General features: G+C 40.6%; 23 protein-coding genes, 1 tRNA gene and 1 riboswitch. Of the genes, 5 read left to right on the top strand and 19 right to left on the bottom strand.

Features of this window, described 5'->3' with window-relative positions; all coding sequences use genetic code 11:
- Positions 1 to 11: 11 nt before the first annotated feature.
- The 3 genes from CXF81_RS16825 to prmB form a co-directional block, all read right to left on the bottom strand.
- A complete protein-coding gene (locus tag CXF81_RS16825) occupies positions 12 to 1,235 on the bottom strand; it encodes an MFS transporter (protein WP_232771976.1) in 1,224 nt (407 codons plus the stop codon).
- A gap of 82 nt (positions 1,236 to 1,317) precedes the next feature.
- Positions 1,318 to 2,415 (bottom strand): chorismate synthase, encoded by a 1,098-nt coding sequence (aroC, locus tag CXF81_RS16820; protein ID WP_101182488.1) that lies wholly within the window; start codon positions 2,413 to 2,415, stop codon positions 1,318 to 1,320.
- A 126-nt stretch (positions 2,416 to 2,541) separates the two neighbouring features.
- Complete coding sequence (prmB, locus tag CXF81_RS16815; protein ID WP_101182487.1) at positions 2,542 to 3,471, bottom strand: 50S ribosomal protein L3 N(5)-glutamine methyltransferase; 930 nt, start codon at positions 3,469 to 3,471, stop codon at positions 2,542 to 2,544.
- 99 nt (positions 3,472 to 3,570) lie between these two features.
- Between prmB and smrB the strand changes: the two genes are divergently transcribed.
- Complete coding sequence (gene smrB, locus CXF81_RS16810; protein ID WP_101182486.1) at positions 3,571 to 4,143, top strand: endonuclease SmrB; 573 nt, start codon at positions 3,571 to 3,573, stop codon at positions 4,141 to 4,143.
- Between the two features lie 2 nt (positions 4,144 to 4,145).
- On the opposite strand, the gene CXF81_RS16805 is transcribed toward smrB, so the two are convergent.
- The 3 genes from CXF81_RS16805 to gshA form a co-directional block, all read right to left on the bottom strand.
- Positions 4,146 to 4,265 carry a DUF3149 domain-containing protein gene (locus CXF81_RS16805; RefSeq protein ID WP_369828735.1) on the bottom strand — a complete coding sequence of 40 codons (120 nt, stop codon included), beginning with the start codon at positions 4,263 to 4,265 and terminating at the stop codon, positions 4,146 to 4,148.
- A gap of 138 nt (positions 4,266 to 4,403) precedes the next feature.
- Positions 4,404 to 5,045: a hypothetical protein gene (locus CXF81_RS16800; RefSeq protein ID WP_198556437.1), complete on the bottom strand. Its 642-nt coding sequence runs from the start codon at positions 5,043 to 5,045 to the stop codon at positions 4,404 to 4,406.
- 163 nt (positions 5,046 to 5,208) lie between these two features.
- Complete coding sequence (gshA, locus tag CXF81_RS16795) at positions 5,209 to 6,786, bottom strand: glutamate--cysteine ligase (RefSeq protein ID WP_101182483.1); 1,578 nt, start codon at positions 6,784 to 6,786, stop codon at positions 5,209 to 5,211.
- A 459-nt stretch (positions 6,787 to 7,245) separates the two neighbouring features.
- Here gshA and CXF81_RS16790 point away from each other — a divergent pair, with 459 nt between their 5' ends.
- Genes CXF81_RS16790 through CXF81_RS16780 form a run of 3 tightly spaced genes read left to right on the top strand, consistent with a single transcriptional unit; the run spans position 7,246 to position 9,564 of the window.
- A complete protein-coding gene (locus CXF81_RS16790) occupies positions 7,246 to 7,809 on the top strand; it encodes an Hpt domain-containing protein (protein ID WP_101182482.1) in 564 nt (187 codons plus the stop codon).
- A 16-nt stretch (positions 7,810 to 7,825) separates the two neighbouring features.
- Positions 7,826 to 8,572 (top strand): pseudouridine synthase, encoded by a 747-nt coding sequence (locus CXF81_RS16785; protein ID WP_101182481.1) that lies wholly within the window; start codon positions 7,826 to 7,828, stop codon positions 8,570 to 8,572.
- On the top strand, positions 8,551 to 9,564 hold the full coding sequence (locus CXF81_RS16780) for a ketopantoate reductase family protein (protein WP_101182480.1): 1,014 nt from the start codon (positions 8,551 to 8,553) through the stop codon (positions 9,562 to 9,564). The genes CXF81_RS16785 and CXF81_RS16780 overlap by 22 nt, the downstream gene beginning before the upstream one ends.
- A 65-nt stretch (positions 9,565 to 9,629) precedes the next feature.
- Here the strand turns inward: CXF81_RS16780 and lysS are convergent, their stop codons facing one another.
- The 13 genes from lysS to CXF81_RS16715 form a co-directional block, all read right to left on the bottom strand.
- A complete protein-coding gene (gene lysS / locus CXF81_RS16775; RefSeq protein ID WP_101182479.1) occupies positions 9,630 to 11,171 on the bottom strand; it encodes a lysine--tRNA ligase in 1,542 nt (513 codons plus the stop codon).
- A 26-nt stretch (positions 11,172 to 11,197) separates the two neighbouring features.
- Positions 11,198 to 12,296, bottom strand: a protein-coding gene (gene prfB, locus CXF81_RS16770; RefSeq protein WP_101182478.1) for a peptide chain release factor 2 whose coding sequence is annotated in 2 segments (ribosomal slippage) — positions 11,198 to 12,220 and positions 12,222 to 12,296 — 1,098 coding nt in all. Because the reading frame shifts where the segments join, the coding sequence is not laid out codon by codon here.
- Between the two features lie 146 nt (positions 12,297 to 12,442).
- Positions 12,443 to 13,015, bottom strand: coding sequence for an NADPH-dependent FMN reductase (locus CXF81_RS16765; RefSeq protein WP_101182477.1), 573 nt, complete (start codon positions 13,013 to 13,015; stop codon positions 12,443 to 12,445).
- A gap of 64 nt (positions 13,016 to 13,079) precedes the next feature.
- The gene (gene argS / locus CXF81_RS16760) at positions 13,080 to 14,813 is read right to left on the bottom strand and encodes an arginine--tRNA ligase (protein WP_101182476.1); all 1,734 of its coding nucleotides are present in this window, start codon (positions 14,811 to 14,813) and stop codon (positions 13,080 to 13,082) included.
- Positions 14,814 to 14,825: 12 nt separating this feature from the next.
- Positions 14,826 to 16,403 carry a peptide chain release factor 3 gene (gene prfC / locus CXF81_RS16755; protein ID WP_101182475.1) on the bottom strand — a complete coding sequence of 526 codons (1,578 nt, stop codon included), beginning with the start codon at positions 16,401 to 16,403 and terminating at the stop codon, positions 14,826 to 14,828.
- Between the two features lie 99 nt (positions 16,404 to 16,502).
- The gene (locus tag CXF81_RS16750; protein WP_101182474.1) at positions 16,503 to 16,988 is read right to left on the bottom strand and encodes a GNAT family N-acetyltransferase; all 486 of its coding nucleotides are present in this window, start codon (positions 16,986 to 16,988) and stop codon (positions 16,503 to 16,505) included.
- On the bottom strand, positions 16,979 to 17,329 hold the full coding sequence (locus CXF81_RS16745) for a hypothetical protein (RefSeq protein WP_157825579.1): 351 nt from the start codon (positions 17,327 to 17,329) through the stop codon (positions 16,979 to 16,981). The genes CXF81_RS16750 and CXF81_RS16745 overlap by 10 nt, the downstream gene beginning before the upstream one ends.
- Positions 17,330 to 17,527: 198 nt before the next feature.
- Positions 17,528 to 17,604 (bottom strand) — tRNA-Trp (locus tag CXF81_RS16740).
- A 69-nt stretch (positions 17,605 to 17,673) separates the two neighbouring features.
- Positions 17,674 to 18,468 carry a phosphotransferase gene (locus CXF81_RS16735; protein ID WP_101182472.1) on the bottom strand — a complete coding sequence of 265 codons (795 nt, stop codon included), beginning with the start codon at positions 18,466 to 18,468 and terminating at the stop codon, positions 17,674 to 17,676.
- Positions 18,468 to 19,076 (bottom strand): nicotinamide riboside transporter PnuC, encoded by a 609-nt coding sequence (gene pnuC / locus CXF81_RS16730; protein ID WP_101182471.1) that lies wholly within the window; start codon positions 19,074 to 19,076, stop codon positions 18,468 to 18,470. Before pnuC ends, CXF81_RS16735 begins: the two co-directional genes overlap by 1 nt.
- Positions 19,073 to 19,330, bottom strand: a complete 258-nt coding sequence (locus CXF81_RS16725; protein WP_101182470.1) for a YkoF family thiamine/hydroxymethylpyrimidine-binding protein — start codon at positions 19,328 to 19,330, stop codon at positions 19,073 to 19,075. The genes pnuC and CXF81_RS16725 overlap by 4 nt, the downstream gene beginning before the upstream one ends.
- Before the next feature lie 12 nt (positions 19,331 to 19,342).
- Entirely contained in the window at positions 19,343 to 21,532 is a 2,190-nt protein-coding gene (locus CXF81_RS16720; RefSeq protein ID WP_101182469.1) for a TonB-dependent receptor, read from the bottom strand.
- 51 nt (positions 21,533 to 21,583) lie between these two features.
- Positions 21,584 to 21,686, bottom strand: a riboswitch (TPP riboswitch).
- Between the two features lie 164 nt (positions 21,687 to 21,850).
- On the bottom strand, positions 21,851 to 22,264 hold the full coding sequence (locus CXF81_RS16715) for an acyl-CoA thioesterase (protein WP_101182468.1): 414 nt from the start codon (positions 22,262 to 22,264) through the stop codon (positions 21,851 to 21,853).
- A 64-nt stretch (positions 22,265 to 22,328) separates the two neighbouring features.
- Between CXF81_RS16715 and CXF81_RS16710 the strand changes: the two genes are divergently transcribed.
- Positions 22,329 to 24,554, top strand: coding sequence for a GNAT family N-acetyltransferase (locus CXF81_RS16710; RefSeq protein WP_232771975.1), 2,226 nt, complete (start codon positions 22,329 to 22,331; stop codon positions 24,552 to 24,554).
- Positions 24,555 to 24,653 lie beyond the last annotated feature (99 nt).

The following is a 24,653-nucleotide window of genomic DNA, read 5'->3' as shown; positions in this document are numbered from 1 at the left end:
ACTTACCCTTTTTAGTGTTTTTCTAATAACGTTTTTTGCCTAGAAAAAGCAGAACTGCTAACTAAAAGTAATGCGAAAGCGCCAATAAAAGCAAAACTTGCTGATATTAAAAAGCTTTTCTCAGCGCCTGTACCTTGCATCCAGGTATTTCCAGCAATAAAACTACCCAATGCACCACCGATACCGAAGGCGATACTGACATACAGTGCTTGCGCTCTACTTTGAAAGCCACTGGCAAAATAGGTATGTAGAAAATGCACCGAGGTCGCATGCGTCATACCGAAGCTAAACGCATGCAGTGTTTGACTAAAGATTATTACGCTCGTAAATTCAGGGATTAACGCTAAGCAAAGCCATCTGATAGACGTCAATAACATTGAGGATATCAGCATCCACTTGACCCCAAACCTTGCGATTAGTCTTGAGGCAATAATAAAAATACCAATTTCGGATAATACACCAACAGCAATAAATAAGCCTGTTTGTTTACCCGAATAATCAAGTTGTCCCATATAAAGCGCGAAAAAACTATAATACGAGCCAAAACTAATTTGTAAAAAAATAGCAGAAATAATAAAAGCAATAAAAACTAAACGACGGACTTTATACCACTCGTTGACAACCACACGCTCATGTTTGGGTACGACTTGAGGTGAGGCAATGAAGAGTGAGCTGATATATAGCGCAAATAAACAAAAACTAGCAGTATAAATAATCACTTCTGTCGTGAAGTAATCGAGTAGAAAACCAATAATTAAGCTCAAGACAATAAAACCGATGCTGCCCCATAAGCGCACAGCACCATAACCACCTTTGCTTTCTTTTGTGGCATTCACCGTGATGACTTCAAGCTGCGGCAACACAGCTGTCCAAAACATCATCATGATCCCAAAACTAAAGGTTAGCGCCCAAAAACTGAATGAGAAATAAACGGCAGTAAAGGTAATGAATGCAAGCAAGCAACCAAAGCGAACAATATCAGCTCCTCGCCCCGTTTTATCTGCGACCGCGGCCCATAAGTTCGGCCCTAATACTCGCGTCAGTGTAATAATGGCGAGTAAACTGCCTATCTCCTGTGAACTGAATCCACGCCCATCAAGGAAGACCCCAGCAAAAGGAGTAATAACGCCCAATTGGCCGAAATAGAAGAAATAAGTGAGAGAAAGAAGCCCTAAGTTTGCAGGGCTCGACAGCGCCGCCTTACTTCTCGTCGTAATCAGTTTTGACAATAGCAAGACTTATGCCCTTTTCACAAAGTGGTGCTCAGTAAACACAGCCGACAACCTACACAACCAATAGTAACGGTCATGTTGGCAGTTAACGCTGCGCGGGAATAATTGGCGTTACTGAGTTGACTAGACTATTTTGAGCTCGATGCCTAAGCAAATGATCCATTAATACAATGGCTAACATGGCTTCCGCTATCGGCACAGCCCGAATGCCAACACAAGGGTCGTGACGACCTTTTGTAATAACCTCATCAGCTTGACCATTAATATCCACCGATTCGCCTGAAATACTGATGCTAGAAGTGGGTTTCAGCGCCATGTGGACTATAATTTCTTGACCACTAGAAATCCCACCTAGAATGCCGCCAGCGTGGTTAGTATGAAATCCCTCAGGCGACATTTCGTCTCGATGCTCAGTTCCTTTTTGATTGACTACGTCGAAACCGTCACCGATCTCAACACCTTTGACTGCATTAATTCCCATCATTGCATGGGCGATATCAGCATCAAGACGATCAAAAACGGGCTCTCCTAAACCCACAGGCACGTTTATAGCACTTACGCTTACTTTCGCACCTATCGAGTTGCCTTCCTTCTTTAAGTCGCGCATATACGCATCTAGTGCTTCTAACTTGGATTCATCCGGACAGAAGAAAGGATTAGTATTAGTGACACTATGGTCCACTTTATCAACCGCAATTGGACCTAATTGACTAAGGTAACCGCGTACTTCAATGCCGTATTGTTGTTTAAGATACTTTTTAGCGATGCCACCTGCTGCGACACGCACAGCAGTTTCACGGGCCGATGAACGACCTCCACCACGATAGTCTCTAAAACCAAATTTTTGCTGGTAAGTATAATCAGCATGACCTGGACGAAATGAGTCTTTAATTTTCGAGTAATCTTGACTACGTTGGTCTTTATTATTAATTAATAAACCAATACTTGTCCCAGTCGACTTACCTTCAAAAACACCACTGAGAATTTTAACTTCATCATCTTCTCTACGAGCGGTTGTGTATCTGGATGTTCCTGGCTTACGGCGATCCAAATCGCCCTGCAAATCGGCTTCATTTAATGCGAGTCCCGGAGGGCAACCATCGACCACGCCACCGATGGCAATACCATGACTCTCTCCAAAGGTTGTCACCGTAAATAGCTTACCTATTGTGTTCCCAGACATGTTGTTCTTTCCTTATTTCTTTAGCTAATACTTTTTCAATGTAGTGTGATTATTTCAAGAAGTTTGCTGATATCGTTCACTGGATATCACTGTCAACTCTGCATTTCAACAGTATTCACGCTGTATTTAATGTTTGTCTCGCCAATAAGTAATCAGCGTCTCTTTTTGAATCGCAAAAATTCCACTGCCACCCTGAGACAACTCACACCAGTTAACCTGCAAGCCGGCAAAACGAGTAACGATATGCACTTCACTGTTACCTACCTCCACAAACAACCAGGCACCATCAGTCATATAATCAGGGGCTTGTTGCAACATTATTTCGACTAAATCCAACCCATCATCTCCAGCTGCTAAGGCATGCGCTGGCTCATGATGAAATTCGGCAGGCAAGTCAGCCATATCGTGGGCGTCGACGTAGGGAGGATTAGAAACAATCAGATCGTAACGCTCCCCTTTCAAGCCAATAAACAAATCAGATAGCAACGGAATTACCTGCTCTTCTAATTGGTACTCATGAATATTCATCGAAGCAACGTCAAGCGCATCCGCATCGATATCGGCAGCATCGACCATTGATTCGGGAAATTGATTAGCCAAAGCAATGGCAATGCAACCTCCGCCAGTACAAAGATCAAGAATTCGTTTCGGCTCGTGATTTAAGTAGGGCTTAAAGCCCTGCTGGATTAATTCAGCGACTGGAGAACGTGGAATTAACACACGCTCGTCTACGTAAAACGGCATACCTGCAAACCAAGCCTGATTTGTTATGTAAGGTAATGGTTTTTGCAATTCTACGCGCTGTTGCAACCAGTCTGCCATAAGTTGCTTTTCAGCTTCTGTAACGTGAGCCTGATATAGGGCTTCTTGACGCACAGCAGGCATGTCCAAGGGTAAGTTTATAGCTTGAAAAACTAAACTAGAGGCTTCATCCCATTCATTATCTGTACCATGGCCGAAAAAAATACCGGCTTGATAAAATGCAGAAATAGAATAGCGGATCCAGTCTAGTATCGTGACTAGCTCTGGCGGATGAGATGGTTGTTGTATATTCACAGGATCCTTAAGTGGAATAGCGATATTACTGACTTAATATCGACATAATCCTGATATAATACGCAAAAATTCAATCAAATTCGCTTGTTATCTGCACTTATGAAGAAAAAAACTTCAAATTTATCGAACAAAGACCGTCCTGAAGATGAGATTTCATTTACGAGCCTATTTGATGGCGTAAAACCCGTCAAACACGATCGTTATGAATTAAGTCCAGAGGACAGAATAGTTCAATTGAAACAGCGGCAGTTTTCGAGCGCCGCGACGGACAAAAAAGCCAATGCACTATTTGAGTTTTCGGATGGTTTTGAGGCCAGCTTTAGCAGCACAGGACCATTGAAATACGTTGCCGAAGGTGAGCGCTCGGATCGAGTCAGACAGCTTAGAAATGGCGAAATAGCACCTGAACTTATCTCTGATTTACACGGCTTGAACGCAGAAGCCGCAAAAAACGAAATTGCGGCATTATTATTTGAGGCACACAAAAAGCACTATTCGTGCGTTTGTGTTATGCATGGTATTGGCACTGGCACACTAAAGCGTAAAGTACCTAGTTGGTTAATGCAGCACCCGTATGTGACTGGTTTCCACCAAGCTACCTTGGAATGGGGCGGTAATAGCGCATTACTAGTGCTCATAAAACAAAGTGAAGAGCACGATAAATACGATTGAGCTTACTTGTGTTCGTCAGGTGAACTGTTGTGAATGAACAAATAAGTAAAATAAGCACTCATTACTAGCATCACTAAAATGCCAAGGAGAGAACCCCAAACTACCGCGTCGCCGAATATCATTGATAACATAAATTACCTCATTGGTTTGTGTTTATGTGGCAATAATAGTCAAGCATTGGCATTGCGGATGTGATCGAGATCAATAATTGAACCGCCTCTAATGTCTTTCAATGGAATTAATTGCGCTAGATCAATTTTTTAAAATATGAGTCGCATAAACCAGTTCTGGTTTAGTTCTTCTTCACAGGTTTTCAATTGTGTTGCATAGCGTATTGAACGTGAACCGACTTTTTCAGCAACACCAATCAACCATTGCTTCTTGCGATATGATTTACGTTTGTAGCCACCCCAACCTTCATGATAGTTAAGGTATTGGGCATTAGCGTCCCATTTAGACACCTTGTTAATTTGATGTGTTTTCTTAATAAACCACCCCATAAAATCGATGGCATCGTCAAAATCTTCTCTACTAGCAAACATCTGTCCAGTTTCTCTTTTGTAATCGTCCCATGTCATTGTTTTAGCTTGAGAGTATCCATAAGCTGAACTCACTCTTCCCCACGGGATCAGGCCAAAGAGCACGTAATCACGGGGAGGCAATGCGTCATGGCGAAATGAACTTTCTTGGTACATCATCGCCATAGGCACATGAATGGGCACGCCCCATTTCTCACGCATATCCGCGGCGGCATCAAACCAGTCACGTTTTTCATAAAATATCTCGCAAATATTTTCTTTTTGCGTTGGCGGTTGAGTCGCACAACCGCTCATTAAAATGAGAAAAAATGCTAAGCAAAACGAATTTAAAAATTTGACTGTAAAAAAATTGAACTTTTCGATGTTAACCTACTCTTATTGTTACGTGTGAGTTAACAAGTTTCCCTGTTAAATCCGTATTAGCCCGAACTTCTTAACGAATGTTCGGGTTTTTTTTGCTTCCGCTGACTAAAATGGTGAATGTCAACCCCACTGTCATTGCTGAGGATACGACTGCATCTGCGCTTTACTGAGCAAAATAATCGTGTATAAATTCAGAAAATGCTTTGCTGTCCGCTTGTTCAATTTGCACCCGGGATTGAATAGATTCTTCTGCTTGTTGGCGGAACATATCCTGCGTCATATGCAAATAATTCAACCCGGAAGCATACTTTTTATATTCATCAGCTAACTCTAAACCTAATGTACTATTGTCAATTTCATGATCAATCAAGGTATTTAACCATTTAGCTGATGGCGTGTTACTCGGGTTCGTGATTTTCTCGAATTCGCTCTCTACAGCTGCTGAATACTTAGCATTCAGATTTGCCTCATCCAGCGTTTTAGCGACGTCTCTTAATTTAGTAAATAATTCAGTGGACCAATCCGTCAACGAGATGGCTTTGCCTTCATGCGTTAACATTAAGCCGGGCTTGCGCCCCTCAATGACTACCGCATCTAAATTAGATTCACTTTCATCATACGCAGGTTGCGTGAACTTTGGTGATTCTTCTAATAAACAATACAGCAGAAACACATCTAAGAAATAGAATTGGTTTTCATCAATACCTAGTGGCGAAAATGGATTTACATCTAACGCGCGAACTTCAATGTAACTGACACCTCTATTTTCTAGAGCATCGCTCGGCTTTTCAAGCGATTTTGCAACTTGTTTAGGTCGAATAGGTGAATACAATTCATTTTCAATTTGCAATACATTACTATTCAGTTGCTGCCATCCATCTTTTTCATTTGACGAGAAGGTAGCGTATTGGTCAGATGGGGTATTTATAGCCTCGCGTACCGAACTGACATAAGAGCTCAAATTATTGTAGCTAATGTTTAGCGCTGATTGCTCTGAGTTTGTATAGCCTAAGTCACTCATTCTCAAAGACGTAGCATAAGGCAAGTATAAAGTACCTTTACCTAATTTTTTAAATGGAAACATGTTCTCTTTACCTGCCAAAAATGACTGGCAAAGTGCTGGAGAGGCGCCATATAAATAGGGGATAAGCCAAGAAAGGGTTCGAAAATTACGAATTAAATCAAAATAATACGAAGAACGATTATCCACGTTATTTTCTACTTCATGTAAATCACACCACGCTTGCCAAAACTCATCAGAAAATGAAAAATTAAAATGCACACCGGCAATGACTTGCATCATACTGCCGTAACGGTTGTGTAACCCTGTACGGTAAACCTCCTTCATTTTTGCAACATTAGAGCTACCATACTGAGCAATTGGAATGCTAGTATCTTTGTTCACAAAACACGGCATACTCATCGGCCACAGCGTTTCCTCACCAATGCTTTCATATACAAACTTATGAATATCAGCAAGTTGATCCAATGTTGTTTTCGGCTCCTTTTCAGGTGGCGTAATGAATTCCATTAAGCTTTCAGAAAAGTCTGTGGTAATAGTATCGTGAGTCAGTTTTGCACCTAACGCTTCAGGATGGTTAGTAGTGGCTAGTCCTCCAGAAGGATTGACTCGAAGCGCCTCTCTCTCTACCCCGTGTTTAATATTAGGCAACGAAGCTTGAAACTGTGGTTGAGAAAGTGCTGCTAAGCGATTTGCAAAGGTAAGTGAATGAATAGACAAATTATTATTCCGTTACTGGTTTAAAACGCTCCTGTAAATTATTACTGCAGAAGCATTAACGTAGTGTGTTTGCATTATAAAGCGTAATTTATAAATTCATACCAAAGAATTATCTACTCGGTTACTTCTACATCTGTAGTATTTTACCCTGATGCCACTAGAGTACTGGTAATTTTTCGCTCAGCGCTGGGTCATCATTGTTAACAATATTGACTTTTTATGCTGTATGCACGCTTTTTTATTAGTTTGGGCTCACGCTGAGCCATACAGCACTATTGAGGGTGGACTATTGCAGGTAATCCTAGCTACCTGTAATGTAAACTAGCAATTTAGTTATATAAGCAATATATTGTAAGTAGCTTAATACAAAAACACACTGCTTTGCTGCGTATTATGAATATACTTGTAATTTATAATTGCGCTCGATGCAAACCCACTCGCTAAAAACTGGACGAAAACATGTCGACTAATTTACCCATTCTTAATTATGACTTCGCATTAAACCAACTCGGTGGGAACGAAGCACTCTTGAGTAAAATGCTAAATAGGTTTGTCGATGAGTTTGCAAAAGTGTCCGCAGAGATAATTAGCCTTATTCAAGCACACGACATTCAAAATGCAAAAATGAAAGTGCATACTGTAAAGGGAATATCGGGTAACATTGGACTTCAAGCGCTTTTCGATTGTGCAACTCGTTTTGATGCTGAATTAAGATCAGGCGAAGTAAGTGAGGCTATATTAGAGGAATTCAGGAAACTTATTGACGACACTTGTCTTGAGATCCAGCAAATGGACCATAAAGAACCACAAGAACTGCGGCTAACGGTCTCAACTTTGCCGCCTGAAAAGTGTAAGTCAGACTTAATAATGCGTTTAAAAAGAAACGAATTTATTGACGATGACACCTTATTAAATCTTATCGCGGGTTTAGGCTTAACTGAAGTAGATGCAAAGCACCTCATTGAGTTAATTGAGGAACTTCAATATCCTCGGGCAATATCAAAAATAGAAGAAAACACCTAAGCGTCCCCCAACAACAATGCTGACATTAGTGCTAGACAATCCAGATTTCATGGTACTCAATAAACCCAGCGGTATGCCTATGCATGATAATGAAAAGGCGATCATTCGCACTGCTGAGTCGTTATTTAATTATCAAAAACTATGGTTAATTCATCGCTTAGATACGCAAACTTCAGGGTGTATTCTGCTAGCAAAAACAAAACAAGCTGCATCTGAACTTTCAAAACAATTTGCCAACAAGACGGTTCAAAAGTACTACATTGCAGTCATCGACAGTAAACCAAAAAAGAAACAAGGTACAATAAAAGGCGACATGAAAAAAGCCCGCAATGGTGATTGGAAGTTAAGTAGCAGCCAAGATAATCCAGCAATCACACAGTTTTTTAGTTTTGTAATGCAAAACATATTAGTAAAAAAAGCGGCTCACTCTCAACTGCTGACGTCCCCTGACCTGACTATTAATAATACACAAAGCCCCGCCATCAGGGTATGTGTAATCAAACCCATCAGTGGTAAAACACACCAAATTCGGGTTGCATTAAAATCACTTGGCTCTCCAATTATTGGCGATAAACGTTATAAAGGTACCCCATCAGACCGTTTATACTTGCACAGCTATGTTCTTCAATTTACCTATAAAAACGAATTTTTTAACGCCACTTGTCTACCTGAATCTGGTGCACTATTTACGAGTAATTTAGACTCCTTTCTGTCTCAACATTCTGACCCATGGGCGATGCAATGGCCGACATACAAAACATAAAGAACATAGGTATTGTTGGCCGCGGGGCAATTGGCGTAAATATTGCGTTATATCTGCAGTCCGCAGACAACATCAAAACTACGCTGTTGATTAGAGACCATTATAATCGGTCCGACAGACTCTCTTTATCGACCCCTGACGCAAAGATACATACTATCAAATGTAAGCAGGCTCATATTTCAGAGAGTTCTCTCAAACAGCTGGATATGATAATACTGCCTGTCAAGCAATATCAAATAGAGGGTCTTTTGCAAGAGATTGCAGAAAAACTGGATCCAAAAACAACAATACTTCTGTTACATAACGGCATGGGTGGTATTGAGTTGGTGCAGATGTATTTACCCAACAATCCTTTGCTGGTTGCGACCACAACTGATGGTGTTTATAAAACCTCACCGACTTGTTTTGTTCAAACCGCGTCAGGACAACTTGATATTGGTGTTATTTATAACAAAAGAACAAAGCAAGAAAGCAACTATAAAGAAAGCACTGATGAAAAAAGTACCGATGAAAAAAGCACTGATGAAAAAAACATGCTAGAAAACCATGACGTTCCTAAATGGGATTATGTTAACTGTCTTCATCCACACCTTGTCTGGCATACTGATATTGTAGTTTCCTTATACCAGAAATTAGCGGTAAATGCAGCGATTAACCCTCTAACTGCATTGAAAAACTGTAAAAATGGTGAACTAGTTAATTATTCAAAAGACGTATCGAGAATAAAGGAAGAGATATTCGATTTATTTGAATTCATGAATCTAGCATTGGACAACCATGCTCTCTCCCTGCATATAGACGCCGTTATTCAGCTCACAAAAGAAAATTACTCCTCAATGCATCAAGATTTTCAAAATGGGCGCGAGACAGAAGTAGAAGGTATTCTTGGATTTTTACTAGCAAAAGGTCAAGAAACGGGGATGAAAATGGCGTATGTACAACAGCTTTATGAACAAATAAAGCAGCACCCATATAACAATAAAAAAGCCTGAGCGATTTAACCGCAACAGGCTTTTTGTGCTTCAACAGTAACTAAAACACCTCGTCTTATGTCATTTTAATCCTGCGATTGCGGCTTCATGTGCGGGAATAAAATAACATCTTTTATGGTTGGGCTGTCAGTAAACAACATCACTAATCTGTCAATCCCGATACCTTCACCTGCTGTTGGCGGTAAACCGTATTCCAATGCAGTAATGTAATCGTCATCAAAATGCATTGCTTCATCATCGCCTGCATCTTTTTCTTGTACTTGCTTCTTAAAGCGATTTGCTTGGTCTTCAGAATCATTAAGCTCCGAAAAGCCATTTGCCAATTCTTTACCACCAATAAAAAACTCAAAACGGTCTGTTACAAACGAATTATCATCATTGCGGCGCGCCAATGGAGAAACCTCCCATGGATATTGAGTAATAAAAGTAGGCTGATCAAGTTGTTCCTCAGCCGTTGCTTCAAATATTTCACAAAGGTACTTACCAGCGCCCCAGATACCGTCAACCTCCGGTTCTTTAATATGTAACTGCTTAGCCATCGCTTTAAGTTCTGATAAATGATTTTCAGGATCATTAATTGCAACTACATTCGCATCGGGCCAATATTTCAAAACGGCGTCGCCCATGCTTAAACGCTGAAAAGGTTGAGCAAAGTCATATTCTTTTGTTTCAACCACCTCACCTTCGGCATTTTTTACTGTATTAGTAATTATCGACGTACCCATAACCGTTTCTGCAAGATAACGTAACATTTCTTCTGTTAGGTTCATCAAGTCGTTGAAGTCAGCATATGCTTGGTAAAATTCAAGCATGGTGAATTCAGGATTATGACGAGTTGATAGGCCTTCGTTACGGAAGTTACGGTTAATTTCGAAAACACGCTCAAAACCACCCACAACTAAGCGCTTCAAATAAAGCTCAGGGGCAATGCGTAAATACATATCGATATCTAATGCATTGTGGTGTGTCGTAAATGGTTTTGCTGTTGCACCACCGGGGATGACTTGCAGCATAGGAGTTTCGACTTCCATGAACTGACGTTCAGTGAGGAAGTTACGGATACCGCTGACTATCTGGCTACGAATTTTAAATGTCTTGCGCGTATCAGGATTCGTGATCAGATCAACATAACGTTGACGATACTTGATTTCTTGGTCAGCCAAACCATGGAATTTTTCAGGCAAAGGACGCAATGCTTTTGTTAATAACTGATATTCAGCCATATCAACATATAAGTCGCCTTTACCCGATTTATGTAAAATACCGCTAACACCAATGATGTCGCCAATATCTAGAGATCCATATTTGGCTTTAATGTCTTTTTGCGTATCTTTGGACGCATAGGATTGAATTTGCCCGGTCATGTCCTGCAAGACCATAAACGGCCCTCGTTTCGCCATGATACGACCCGCAATGCTGAAAATATTTGCTTGTTCGGCTAATGTTTCTTTTTCTTTATCACCAAAGGCTGCCTGCAAATCTTGTGCATAATGCTTACGATCAAATTGATTTGGAAAACCGTTAGAAGGACAGTTTTCGCGTATTTGCGCTAACTTGCCACGACGCTCGGCAATCAACTTATTTTCATCTTGCTGATGGTCACTCATGAGTAGTCCTGTTAATTACTATGTTACTAAAGGCCAGACTTTAAGCTGGCTTCAATGAATTTATCTAAATCGCCATCCAACACGGCTTGTGTATTTCTTGTTTCAACACCGGTTCGTAAGTCTTTAATACGAGAATCATCTAGTACGTAAGAGCGTATTTGGCTACCCCAGCCGATATCAGACTTACCATCTTCCATGACTTGTTTTGCAGCGTTTTGTTTTTGTAGCTCGTATTCGTAAAGTTTGGCTTTTAATTGTTTAAATGCTTGGTCTTTGTTTTTATGCTGCGAGCGATCATTTTGACATTGCACAACGATGTTGGTTGGTAAATGTGTTATTCGAACAGCAGAATCGGTTCTGTTAACGTGTTGACCACCCGCGCCGGAGGCGCGATATGTGTCTATACGAATATCTGCTGGATTAATTTCAATCTCAATGTCATCACTCACCTCCGGGTAGGCAAATGCCGATGCAAAAGATGTGTGTCGACGACTGCCTGAGTCAAAAGGCGACTTTCGAACGAGTCTATGCACGCCAGTTTCTGTGCGTAACCATCCAAAGGCATAGTCCCCACCAAAACGTATCGTTGCGCCTTTGATACCCGCGACATCACCAGCAGAAACTTCAATCAGTTCAGTTTTAAAACCGTGCGCTTCACCCCATCGCAAATACATGCGCAAGAGCATATTAGCCCAATCTTGAGCTTCTGTGCCGCCCGAGCCTGATTGTATATCCAAATAACCATCGTTAGCGTCATTAGGGCCAGAAAACATTCTTCTAAATTCAAGCTTTTCCAAAGACGCAACTAAGTCTGTTAATTCTATTTGTACATCATTTAACGTTTCTTCATCGTCAGCTTCAACGGCAAGCTCAAGAAGACCTTCAACGTCATCCGTGCCTTGAGTCAGTTTCTGAATAGTGAAAACCACGTCTTCAAGTAATACTTTTTCTTTGCCTAAGGCTTGAGCCTGCTCTGGGTTGGCCCAAACATCAGGATTTTCAAGCTCTCTTGAGACTTCTTCTAAACGCTCTACCTTGACATCAAGGTCAAAGATACCCCCTAATTGATTCAGTTCTTTGACGCACATCGGCAATAGCGGTGTAAATTGGATTAATTTCGAACATATATAACTATTTTGACTAAAAAATTAAGAGCATGGATATTACAGAATTTATGATGAATTTGATAGGTGGAACAAGCTGCAAATAACCAGAAAGCCTAAATTTTACCTTCAAGGCGATTTGCAACCGTGTGAATTATCGAAATTACACTATTTTGCTGCTTGCAGAAGTGCCTCGGCCATTGTGCGACCAATTGCATGCAGGTTTGTTTTGGTTTTTTCATCAACCACGTTTTGTTCTTCATCTACTAACTTGCCAATACCGCCAACAGCTAATTGATCTGGCAACACATGCATGCCAATATTCCCCAATAACATGCGCAGAGGCACTAAGCCTCTTATGCCACCTAAAGCGCCCGAAGAAGTGGCAATTATAGCGGCATATTTGCCCTTAAAAGCTTGCAACGGTTTTTCTCCTTCTTCTTTACGTGATGCCCAATCAATCGCATTTTTTAATAACCCGCTATAACCACTGTTATATTCAGGACTACCAATAATAAAACCATCGTGGGACATTAGCAGTTGCTTAAACTTTTTGGCGTTTGCAGGCAAACCATGAGCTGCTTCGAGATCTTCGTTAAAAATCGGCATATCGAACTCTGACATGTCAATAACGGTTACCTCAACACCATCCTGATTAGCGCCTTGAGCTGCGCATTTAGTAATGCTGAAGTTATATGATTTTTTGCGACCACTGCCGGCAAAGGCAAGTATTTTTGGCATATGAATTCCTGTAAATTAAACAAATTTTATATAAGGTCAAATAACGTCTTGTTAGCACATAAACCTACATGGCCTCTAAGGTGTCAATGCCTAAGATATCAAGTCCTGCTTTTAATGTTTTCGCGGTCAATGCACATAAACCTAAACGGCTGTTTTTATCTTTCACACTGACTTCTGGTTTTAACACCGGATTAGCTTCGTAGAATCGCATGAATAAACTGGCGACTTCATACAAATATGCACACATGATATGCGGTGTCGCTTCTTTACAGACTGATTCAAGTACTTCATCAAATTGTATTAATTTAACGACGAGATCATGCTCTTGAATTGAAGCGACTGACACCGCAGCTTGATATGTATCCATATCTTGTTGTGCATTTCTAAAAATACTCTTTACACGTGTATAAGCGTACTGCAAATAAGGAGCCGTGTTGCCTTCAAAGCTCAACATCGAATCCCAATCAAAAATGTAATCAGTTGTCCTATTTTTACTCAAGTCAGCATATTTTACTGCGCCAATACCGACTGTTTCTGCAACGTGCTGTTTAGCGCTAGTGCTTAAGCCAGATTCGCGCTGGCTAATTAACACCCCAGCTCGTTCAATAGCTTCATCGAGCAGATCTGATAATTTGATGGTTTGACCCGCGCGAGTCCTAAACGGCTTATTGTCTTTGCCTAACATCATGCCAAAGGGGCAGTGCTCATAACTGTCATCGGCAGACAAATAGCACGCTTTACGCGCGACTATTTCGGTTTGTTTGAAGTGCAGTGCTTGTCTAGCATCAGTAAATATTAAGGTTCTTTGCGCTTTCAATCGGCCTGCGCGATATCGAATTGCCGCTAAATCGGTCGTTGCATATAAGTAACCACCGCCAGATTTCTGCACGATGTAAACAGCGGGCTCACCTTCTTTGTTTATCATTTCAGGCATAAAAACAACCTTCGCGCCTTGGCATTCAACAGCAATACCTTTATCAGTTAGGTCGGTAAGCACATTTGCTAAATCATGGTTATAGCTGCTTTCTCCCATGATATGCTCGCGTTTGAGGCTAACATTGAGTTTTTTATATACTTCTTCACTGTGCTGAATTGAAATATCGATAAACTGCTGCCAAAGTGCCAAGCAAGCACTATCTCCGCCTTGTAGTTGAACCACATAATCACGAGCGCGGTCGGCAAAACCATCTTCGCTATCAAATCTGACTTTAGCTTCACGATAAAAGTCTTCCAAATCAGAAAGTGCGGTTTCAGCGAAAGACGATTTTTGTAATTTATCATTCAAATGAGCGAGTAACATACCAAACTGTGTGCCCCAATCGCCCATGTGGTTTTGGCGAATAACCTTGTGTCCTAAATACTCCAGTACATTAACAACGGCATCACCGATGATCGTGCTTCTTAGATGCCCAACATGCATTTCTTTAGCAAGGTTGGGAGAAGAATAATCCACCACAATGGTCTTACTCTCATGTGCTTCAATGGTCAGTTTTTTATCTTGCAAAGCACGCTCACACCAAGCCGACAACCATTCATCTTTTAGGTGAATGTTAATAAAGCCAGGCCCTGCAACCTCTAGCTTGCTAGCTATATCATCCAATGTCACGTTAGCTAATATTTGCTCTGCAATATCGCGAGGCTTCTGTTTTAACTGCTTTGCTAATGCCATCGCACCGTTAAATTGGTATTCACCAAAATCAGGTCTTGTACTTCTGCTCAACGGAATACGAGCATCATCAATACCCATTGCTTGAATAGCGTGGGAAAATCTAGCGCTGAGTAAATTATGAATATTCATATTGTAGTAAACCTAGTGTTCTCTGGTAGTGGTGAATTGGATATGTGGGTAGCGCTCTTGCGACAAAGACAAATTGACCATTGTTGGTGCAATATAAGCCAAATTACCACCACCGTCTAAGGCTAAATTCACCTCAGATTTGCGCCGAAATTCGTCTAACTTGCGGGCATCATCGCAATATACCCAACGCGCAGTAGAAACGGCAATGCCCTCATAAATGGCATCTACGTTGTATTCTGCCTTGAGCCTAGAAACCACCACGTCAAATTGCAGAACACCTACCGCACCTACAATTAAGTCATTGTTTTGTAATGGTCTAAATACTTGCACTGCGCCCTCTTCAGAGAGCTGGATTAAGCCTTTTTGTAATTGTTTTTGTTTGAGAGGATCTCTCAGTCTTATACGCTTAAACAATTCTGGAGCGAAGTTAGGAATTCCTGTAAATCGATATTTTTCACCCGAAGTGAATGTGTCTCCGATTTTGATCGAGCCATGGTTATGTAAACCAATAATATCGCCGGCAAAAGCCTCTTGCAGTAAGCTTCTATCGCCCGCTAAAAAAGTCACGGCATCCGCTATCCGCACATCTTTACCAATGCGACTATGATACATTTTCATGCCTTTCTCATATCTACCCGATACAACACGACAAAAAGCAATTCTATCGCGATGTTTAGGATCCATGTTTGCTTGGATTTTAAAGATAAAACCACTGAAATTTGAGTCGCTGCTGTCGACCCGTCCGGTATCATGTTCTCTACTCTGTGGCTTTGGAGCCCATTCAATTAGGCCATCAAGCATGTGGTCAACGCCAAAGTTACCTAACGCTGTACCAAAGTAAACCGGTGTCAATTCACCCGCCAAGAAGGCCTCTAGATCAAATTCGTTGGATGCGCCCTGTACCAATTCCAACATATCTCGCAACTCTTTGGCATAAAAACCTATTGCGGTATCCAGCTCCGGATTATGTAATCCTTTGATAGTTTTTATTTCTTGAATGGTGTGGCCTTGACCTGATTTATACAAAATAGTTTCGTCACGCAATAAGTGATAAACACCTTTGAATTCTTTACCCATGCCAATTGGCCAGGTGATAGGTGCACACTTAATCTTTAGGATATCTTCAACTTCATCTAACAAGTCAATAGGATCTCTGGTATCTCTGTCTAACTTATTTATGAAGGTGATAATTGGCGTATCTCGCAAGCGAGTGACTTCCATAAGCTTGATTGTGCGGGCCTCAACACCCTTTGCAGCATCAATAACCATTAAGCAACTATCAACTGCAGTTAATGTTCTGTAGGTGTCTTCTGAAAAGTCTTCATGGCCTGGAGTATCAAGTAAGTTAATCAAGCGATCTTGATATGGAAACTGCATAACCGAGGTGGTCACCGAGATACCCCGCTCTTTCTCCATTTCCATCCAATCAGATTTGGCGTGTTGTCCAGATTTTTTACCCTTGATCGTGCCCGCAACCTGTATCGCATTTCCGAACAACAATACTTTTTCTGTAATAGTGGTTTTGCCCGCATCAGGGTGAGAAATAATCGCAAAAGTACGACGTTTCTCTATCTCACTTTGGTAACTCATAATATCTCGTTAAGTTGGCGTAAATTAAAGGACGCAAATTCAAAGGCCAGAATTGTACCCTCTTCGAGACTCTTTTTGAATACTAAATGAAGATAAAGACTATAAGACTTTTTTCATGATGTAGGCATGTTCTCGGGGCGCAATGACTGTAATTTTATTATTGATATGTGTCACATGTTCCTGACCTCTTTCGGTTTCGTAATAATTTTTACGTTGACCGATGAGTTCAAATCCCATTGAACGGTAAAGTTCAATAGCAGGCGTGTTGCTAAATCGCACTTCTAGGTAGATAACAATTTGCCGCATTTGGGTCGCTAGGATAAACGATGATTGAATTAGTTGTCGACCGATCCCCTTGTTTCGCTCATTAACTTGCACTGTGATATCTTCGATCGTTAATTCATCTAAAACACTCGACAACAAAACGAAGCCAATCGTAATTTCGTTTTTTTTGGCAACTAAAGAAATACTGTTTAAGGCACTTTTTTCAAAGGTACTATAAGCCCAAGGATTCACTCTATCAGTTTTAAAAATGCAATAAGCAAGCGCAACCTCTGCTTCAGTAAACGCTGATATTACGACCATTCTTGTGTCTTGAACAGATCTTGTAGTGTTTCCCATAACTGTTTTTTCAACAGCGGTGATGTCAATGCCTTTGCATCGGGTGAAATGAGTATATTATCTTTCAACATAATCGTCTCACTATCCTGAATTTGCCAAGTAAACCCCAGTTCGGCAATGCTAGTGACGTTAAAAACGGCCAATATTTGTTTGATAAATGTGTCGGTTTGATCAATGAAATTAACCTGCTCAATGGCAGGATTATTCAATTCAGCAGCGCGAGGATTTTCGCGCAGTTCATACAATACGATACCCATCGCTTGCAACGTTGCCTTTTGATAATCGTTCAAAGCTGTTTCGTTCAAAGCTCGTTCTTCAAATGCACTGTTGTTAGATTGTAGTAGACTCGGTCTTGGCGAATACAATGTGGCTACCCTTTAAATTTTTTGCTCAATTATTGCGTCGACTAAGCATAGCCAAAATCTGAATTTGATAAAAGGTTTTTGTAGCTAAAATGATGAGTGATTACAAAATAGCCAAATCAAACAGGAAGAAGAAGAAATTGGCAGGGGTGGAGGGACTCGAACCCCCAGCCATCGGTTTTGGAGACCGCTGTTCTACCAATTGGAACTACACCCCTGCAGTCAAGCAGAGTATACGTTGACGAATGAAAAAAGAAAGAATTTTATGACATCAATTGAATGACAGCTTAATTTTTAGACGTTATACCAACCGCTTGATGCCACAATTGGTAAGTTAATTCCATGAAACTGGCCTGCTGCAAGCAGCCGTCATAGACTTCATTGATAGGAATATTATTTTGTTTAGCGTAAGCAGTTAACAGCAAGTCGTGCTGTTGAATATTAAGACTATTTACCTTAGCGCATGAAAGAATATCAAAATAGCGATTTCCAATACCTGCATATTCCCAATCAAGAATTATTTTAGTCGGCACACACAAATGCGCCCATGCAAGGTCATTGTGGCAAAAAACCTGGTCATGAGAGGCCAATTCTATTCCTGTAATCCATTTTTCAGTTTCTGTTGTAACCTCTTTAACTAGACAGAGGGATGGACTTACCAACGTCGTCAAATACTGATGCCACTGTTTTGGTAAATCAATCAATTTGGCTTTTATCTTACTCTTATGCACGCGCGTCAGTGCAGTAGCTAAGGTATTTATATGCCGCTCATCAAAGACTAACAACAGTTGACTTGTATGCTGCTTTATCCATTGCTCAACGTAAATACCTGTATCAGATGATAAATAGATGGGTTTGGGAGCTAATTTTTTTTTCCACAGAATTAATTGTAATTCAAAGCGTTCCTGACGGTCGATGCAAAGCGAGCTTTCACCGAGAAACTCCTTCACCATAAATTCGTTAGGATCGTCATCCAGATAGTAAGAGCGATTAATTGCGCCACCCGATAACGGATACACAATTGCATCATCAGTTAAACCAAGAGGCGTTTTTAATAATCTAATTAACTCATCATTTTGCACTAAACGGCCAACTCTGATGTTAAACTTTTACGCCAATTTAAAAATCCATAAATTGACATAGCCGTGTATAAAAACATCAATAGACAGACCAAGTAGAGCCCGCTCTGAAACATTAAATACGCACTGGCAGGATTAACAACTAACCAATAAACCCAATTATCAATTTTCTTACGTGCTGTCATTACCGTCGCAATGACAGAAAATACCGCCGTTCCTGCATCTAGCCATACCCAATCTCCAAAGAACCAACGTTCGCCAACTTTAACTAATAAAAGCGTGGCAGCAACACCAACACCAATCAATAGTAGGTGAACTCTGACGTCCACACGAGTAATAGCCAACGTCGGTTTATCTTTTACTTCCTTCCAACTAAAAAAACCGACAACCGCCATCACGATATAATAAAAGTTTAATAGCATTTGAAAAACCAAAGTGACTTCCCAAAATAAATAAACAAAAATGATAGTACTGACAAAAGCGCAAGGCCAACACCATATATTTTGTCTTGCTGCCAAAATAACGTATAGCACAGAGAGCGCCACCGCAATCAATTCCAACAAACTCTGTTGCTGGAATTGCTGCGCGGTTATATCGAAAAACTCAGTCACTCACCTGAGCCCATTTTGTCACCATTTAAAAACTTACAAACGAACACGGCTTGGCCAGTTTCACTGTAAGTTTGTTTCATCTCTCGTCCTAAAACAGCCATAACATGCTCGTATTCACCCCTAATAATAGTGCTCGCTGCAGACGTAGTGGTTTCAAGATTAGCGTCTTCATTTAGTCTATCAATGAAATCCTTTATAGGGGCTATGTACTTTTCATTTAATGGATACAAAGAAATATCAACGACAAGTTTCATTTTAGCTCTCTTTTAAAAACGGTAGGTTGCAGTCACACCAAGTTGGCGCTCCTGACCAAATTGATAGTATGGCTTTGACCCGCTGTAACCATCTCTTGGGTCATTATTGAAACCACCAAAACCTCTTGTAGGTAGTTCCCTATCAAATATATTCTTGGCCCATAGCTGCACTAGTATGTTTCCTTCTTGCCAATTAACTTCGGTATTAAATACCGCAGTGAATGGAGCTCGGTCATCATGCCCAACAGAAAAACGATGACGGTCCTTGCCTTCAAATTCAACTGCCCAAGTAATGTTGTCAGTGATTTCATAACTAGTGGACGTATAGAAGGTTATTTTAGGTGCCTGAGCTTGTAATTGTTTATCTACAAAACTGCCATCGACAAGCTGATAATTGCCAAAGGTTGCGTCAAGATAACCGACGTTGACTACAGCACTCAGTCGGTCGTTTAATTGCCAATTGCTTGAGACTTCAATACCCTTGTTAATGCCAGTATCTGCATTTCCAATGACATCGACGAATTCAACTGCACCGCTGCCATCCTCTCTATTCAACACAGAGAAATCACTCACCTGAGCATCTTCTCGTTGCATATAGAAGAAAGTAAGCGATAAATTTGCTTTAATACCACTTGAGGTGTCTATTTTACCTTTAATACCAAGCTCATAATTCCAGTTATATTCTGGAGAATATAATCGGTCTTGATCCGAGACCCGCTCATCTGCATTAAATCCCCCTGCCTTATAAGAACGCGAAATACTGGAATAGAATGTCGCTTTTTGCAGTGCATAGCTCGCCGTTAATTTACCTGCCAATAAGCTATCGTCGAGTACTTCAACAAAATTATTACTATCGACATAATCGGCATCAAACTTCTCTACTCTTGCACCTGCTGTAATTGACAATGGTTCAGATAATTGCCAACTACGTTCACCATATATGGCAATTGAGTTCGGTTCATAGAGACTGGTAAAATCTGCAGCTGCATAAGTATAGATTCGAGTAAGATCCTGCTCACTTTGCTGATAATAAAAGCCGATTACCCAGGGGGAGCTAGCACCAGTAGAAGCGTATCTTGCGTCTACCGTCTGGTTACGTACCTCTCTTTTATACTGGTCAAACGAACTATACGTTGCGGGATGAAAATCAACAAACGTCCAGTCTTCATCGTAACCATAATCAAGATCAGCATTTAAAGTAGTAAGCGAAAGAGTAAACGAGTGTTCTCCTAAGTCTTGTATGTACTTAATACTTGCAGCTTGTGTTTCGGTGCGATCGAAGCCTGGCTCATCGGAACGTGTTTTGTTGTCGTTGTCCAATGAAAACGCATCATAACCGTTGTCGACATCAAAATGATAAAGCTTAAGTTCAAGGTCTGCTGTCTCTGACAAAACATAGTCGACTGCAAGTTTGGTATTAAACTCGTCAATATTATTCGTGTCGTCGCGGTTTAAGTAAATATTTTCTACAAAACCATCGCTCTTAACGTGCTGCATAGCAATACGCGCGTTTAAACCGTCTACTATTTGGTTAGAATAGGCGGCGCTATATCGTTGCGTATTGTATTCTGCGAAACTTCCTTGCAAATAACCTTCTTGGCTATCAGTCGCGGTGTTGCTGACTACTTTAATAATGCCAGCCAATCCTGTCGCACCAAATCCAGTTGATTGTGGTCCAGACAGCACTTCCACTTGTTGAACGTCAAATAGCGCACCTAAGCCGCCTAATCCGGAAAAATTAATTTCATCAACAACAAGAGCGACCGACGCGTTAATTGGTTCGGCAAATAAACTGCGCTCACCTATCCCTCTAATTTGAATGAATTTGCCGCGTGAAGCACCACTGCTAAAATTCAGGTTAGGTACGATGCCAACAATATCTTCTAGGTGTTCAGCTTGGCGTAAATCTAACAATTGCTCACTAATAACGACAACGCTACTGGCTAGATTATCAGGACTACGTTGACCAAAATCGGATGTGACTATTATGCGTTCAATGCCATTATTTGCGGCCGCACTAGAAGAAGCATCCGGATTTAAAGTCATATTTTCAGCGGGTTTCGCGATCGCCGTAAGGCTCATACCCACACTTAACACGGCAAGTGTTATTGCACTAGCAATTCGATTTACTGTAAATGATTTTCTGTAATGGATTGTTGTTGTTACTTCAGATAATTGATTTAGCGTTTTTGTATTCTTCATGTGGTTCTCTTCATATCGGTAGAAAAGAGCCGGAGTTGGAGCAGGTAATTGATGTGTTTATACAACCATTCCTACGCCGGTACTAACCGGATCAGGTAAATAAGGGTTCTCAATGGAATCTCAGCAGCAAACAGCTGCACCCCTTGGTTAAATGCGATTTTAATCTCGCATCAGTGGATATCATACCAATTAAAAATAGAATATAAAACTGTCGTTTGACTAAATTTTATAATGTAATCTCAAATTAACATGATTATTACAAAACAGGCATACTGAAAACGCTCGCAACCTTCTTCTACCTTATTAGAGAATCCTACCCTACTCCATATTTAACGCTCTCATTTCCTGTTCTGTTTGTAATAACAAGCCTTCCATTGTTTTACCATGCTCGACAGGCATCCTGGTTATCGGGTCTACTCTTACAAATACAATATCATCCGCAAAACAGATGGTTTTTTTTGTTGCTTTATTTCTCACTAAACAAGTGACTGTAATTGATGTTCTACCCACTTTTTTGGTGGCTAATCCAAATTCAACTATGTCGCCCTGAGTGGCTGGTGATTCGAATGATATTTCGCCAATATGCTTAGTCACTAAACAGTTTGTTTCCAATTGACAGATAGCATAGATCGCAGCCTCTTCGTCAATCCACTCTAGTGCCCTTCCACCGAACAAAGCATTCGCATAATTCAAATCACTTGGCATTACTAAACGTCTGGATAAAAAACGCATTCTTTTCCTTATCAATGTAGAATAAACAGGTTCGTAATACCCATTATAAAAGAGAGCACGCAGATTGACAGGCAAATTAATAATTGATTGGTTAGTACAAAGACAACAGCAACCAAGTCATAGACAATTATTGCTAGTTTCTGGCGACCGAGATTGGTGTCAACGGCAAACCGAATATCTGCTTACACAAGCAACAAGTCCTTCATTGTTGCTAAGTAATGCTGTCTTGAGTTTTGATAATAACGCGGAATTAAATTTTGTTACTTCGTGCCAAATATCTCAATATAAACAGCAATTAGGGACTGAGTATGCACTCGTCATTTACAATGCTTTCGATGGTCTTAAGCCCAGCGCTGTTTATGCGGTAGAAGGTACTATTGGTAAATCTGGTTTACTCGTTATCATGTGTCCGGACTTAAAAGAATGGCAACATTATGAGGCTGCGCATTCAGGTATTGCTTTTAGCTACAACACTGAGCATGCAACAAGTCTATTCATTTCAAGAATGAAAGGAATTTTGTTCAAAGACATGAATGTTGCCTACATAACCCCAAACACGGCACATCTGCCCTTCGCTTATGCGAGGCAAAATACGCGGCATGACCCGCTACTAGGCGTCTTAACGTCGCAACAGGAAATGGCATTCAAATCGGTATTAAACAATGTAAAATACAATAAATCAATTGCACTTATAACCGCTAAACGCGGTAGAGGGAAGTCCACGTTGTTGGGGAAAATAGCCGCTGCATTAGCTGTTCAACGCGAGGATACGGTTATTTATATCACCGCCCCACATATTAATAACGCGCAACGAGCACAAATAGAATATAAGTATGCCATAGCGAATTCGAATCTTGATACAGCTAATATTACTCATCACGGTGTCAAACTTGAACTGGCGTTTATTGCACCAGATCAATTAGCCAACTTGCCAAGGACTGCTCTATTAATCGTAGATGAAGCTGCCGCAATCGCCCCATCAATTGTGTTATATGCCTGTCAAAACTTTGCTCACGTTATTATGGCAACTACGCTTGCTGGATACGAAGGAAGTGGGCTAGGTTTTAAAATACGTGTTTTACCTAAGCTTCAAACGCTGACTAATACACTGACTTGTGTTGAATTACACAGCCCATTGCGTTGGTATAACGAGGATAGTTTAGAAACTGTATTTAGTCTTATATTTGCCCCCTTTGTAAAAGACACTGCAACTCAGAGTAAGCAAGTGGCGTCACCCGCTGACCCCGTATTGCACAACACACAGATGGAACTCGCTAACTCATACTGTCATCAATTGAATAAACCGTGGCTCATTAAAAATGAGCAAATATTGGGTCAAGTATTTAATTTGCTGATACAGAGTCACTACCAAACCACTCCTGATGATTTAATGCGAATTCTTGATGCATCTGAGCAACATATTATGGTGCTGACAAACAATGCTGACATTAATGCGCCTAGCCTTGCAATTTCTGCGGTTGCTATTATTGTACAGGAAGGCAAAATTACATTTTGCAAAAACGACTCATTATTAGCTGGGGTCATATGTTCACAACGAAGGGTTAACGGACATTTAGTTGCTCAAAATCTAGCGATGACGTTCTGTGATGGATGGTTTATGGCAGCCAACAGTTGGCGCATTAGTCGCATTGCAGTCAAGCCAGAGCTCCGGCGATTGGGACTTGGTAAAATATTGCTAAAAGAAATTAGAATGTCGGCAGAGCAAAGTGAGGTTGACTTCTTATCCACGTCGTTTGGTTTAACTAGTGAGCTCTCCTCCTTTTGGCAATCGCAAGCTTTTACACTATTAAAAATTGGCGCTCGAAGAGATACATCCAGCGGTGAACACAGTGGCATTATGTTCATGACATTAACTGCACGCGCATACGATACTTTTAATTCTTACCGTAATGTAGCAATAAACGATATAGACTACTTCTTAAATCACCTATTAAAAAATAGCCAAAACATTAACTCGTTTTTACTGACTCAAATCGTTATTCAGCAACGCGTAGAACCTAACGTATTGTTAGATGAACACACAGCATCTGCCGCTATTCACTATTTACGCTGCAGCCAGTTTATTGATAATAAACGAACTTTTGTTAGCGCCGCTGCAAGTATTTACTATCAATTAGGTAAGTTAAATATAGATGCTTCAACACAATTGTATGCGTTATTTATGCAGGTACATCAAAAGAATTTGTCCAAAGAAAATAAGCAAGAAATTCTCTCAAAGCTAAAAATAAGCCTAACAGACACCTTAGAAACTGTTGACCAAGCGCTGTAATATCTTAACATTCATATTACTTACAATATAAAGTAGCCCTTAATGAATCTTAAAAATCACTTGATTTTAGACAAAAAAAAGCTCCGTTAAGGAGCTTTT

The organism is Glaciecola sp. 33A (assembly GCF_002836745.1).
Classification (GTDB): Bacteria; Pseudomonadota; Gammaproteobacteria; order Enterobacterales; family Alteromonadaceae; genus Glaciecola.
This window is presented reverse-complemented; position numbering and strand designations above follow the sequence as displayed.

Bases quoted from the DNA above. Each gene is read 5' to 3' on its own strand.
- aroC (WP_101182488.1), bottom strand. From the start codon at position 2,415: ATGTCTGGGAACACAATAGGTAAGCTATTTACGGTGACAACCTTTGGA.
- CXF81_RS16805 (WP_369828735.1), bottom strand. From the start codon at position 4,265: ATGATATTCGGCGACGCGGTAGTTTGGGGTTCTCTCCTTGGCATTTTA.
- CXF81_RS16765 (WP_101182477.1), bottom strand. From the start codon at position 13,015: ATGCCAAAAATACTTGCCTTTGCCGGCAGTGGTCGCAAAAAATCATAT.
- prfC (WP_101182475.1), bottom strand. From the start codon at position 16,403: ATGAGTTACCAAAGTGAGATAGAGAAACGTCGTACTTTTGCGATTATT.
- smrB (WP_101182486.1), top strand. From the start codon at position 3,571: ATGAAGAAAAAAACTTCAAATTTATCGAACAAAGACCGTCCTGAAGAT.
- lysS (WP_101182479.1), bottom strand. From the start codon at position 11,171: ATGAGTGACCATCAGCAAGATGAAAATAAGTTGATTGCCGAGCGTCGT.
- CXF81_RS16715 (WP_101182468.1), bottom strand. From the start codon at position 22,264: ATGCGTTTTTTATCCAGACGTTTAGTAATGCCAAGTGATTTGAATTAT.
- CXF81_RS16780 (WP_101182480.1), top strand. From the start codon at position 8,551: ATGGCCGACATACAAAACATAAAGAACATAGGTATTGTTGGCCGCGGG.
- argS (WP_101182476.1), bottom strand. From the start codon at position 14,813: ATGAATATTCATAATTTACTCAGCGCTAGATTTTCCCACGCTATTCAA.
- CXF81_RS16790 (WP_101182482.1), top strand. From the start codon at position 7,246: ATGTCGACTAATTTACCCATTCTTAATTATGACTTCGCATTAAACCAA.
- CXF81_RS16720 (WP_101182469.1), bottom strand. From the start codon at position 21,532: ATGAAGAATACAAAAACGCTAAATCAATTATCTGAAGTAACAACAACA.
- CXF81_RS16725 (WP_101182470.1), bottom strand. From the start codon at position 19,330: ATGAAACTTGTCGTTGATATTTCTTTGTATCCATTAAATGAAAAGTAC.
- CXF81_RS16750 (WP_101182474.1), bottom strand. From the start codon at position 16,988: ATGGTCGTAATATCAGCGTTTACTGAAGCAGAGGTTGCGCTTGCTTAT.
- CXF81_RS16785 (WP_101182481.1), top strand. From the start codon at position 7,826: ATGCTGACATTAGTGCTAGACAATCCAGATTTCATGGTACTCAATAAA.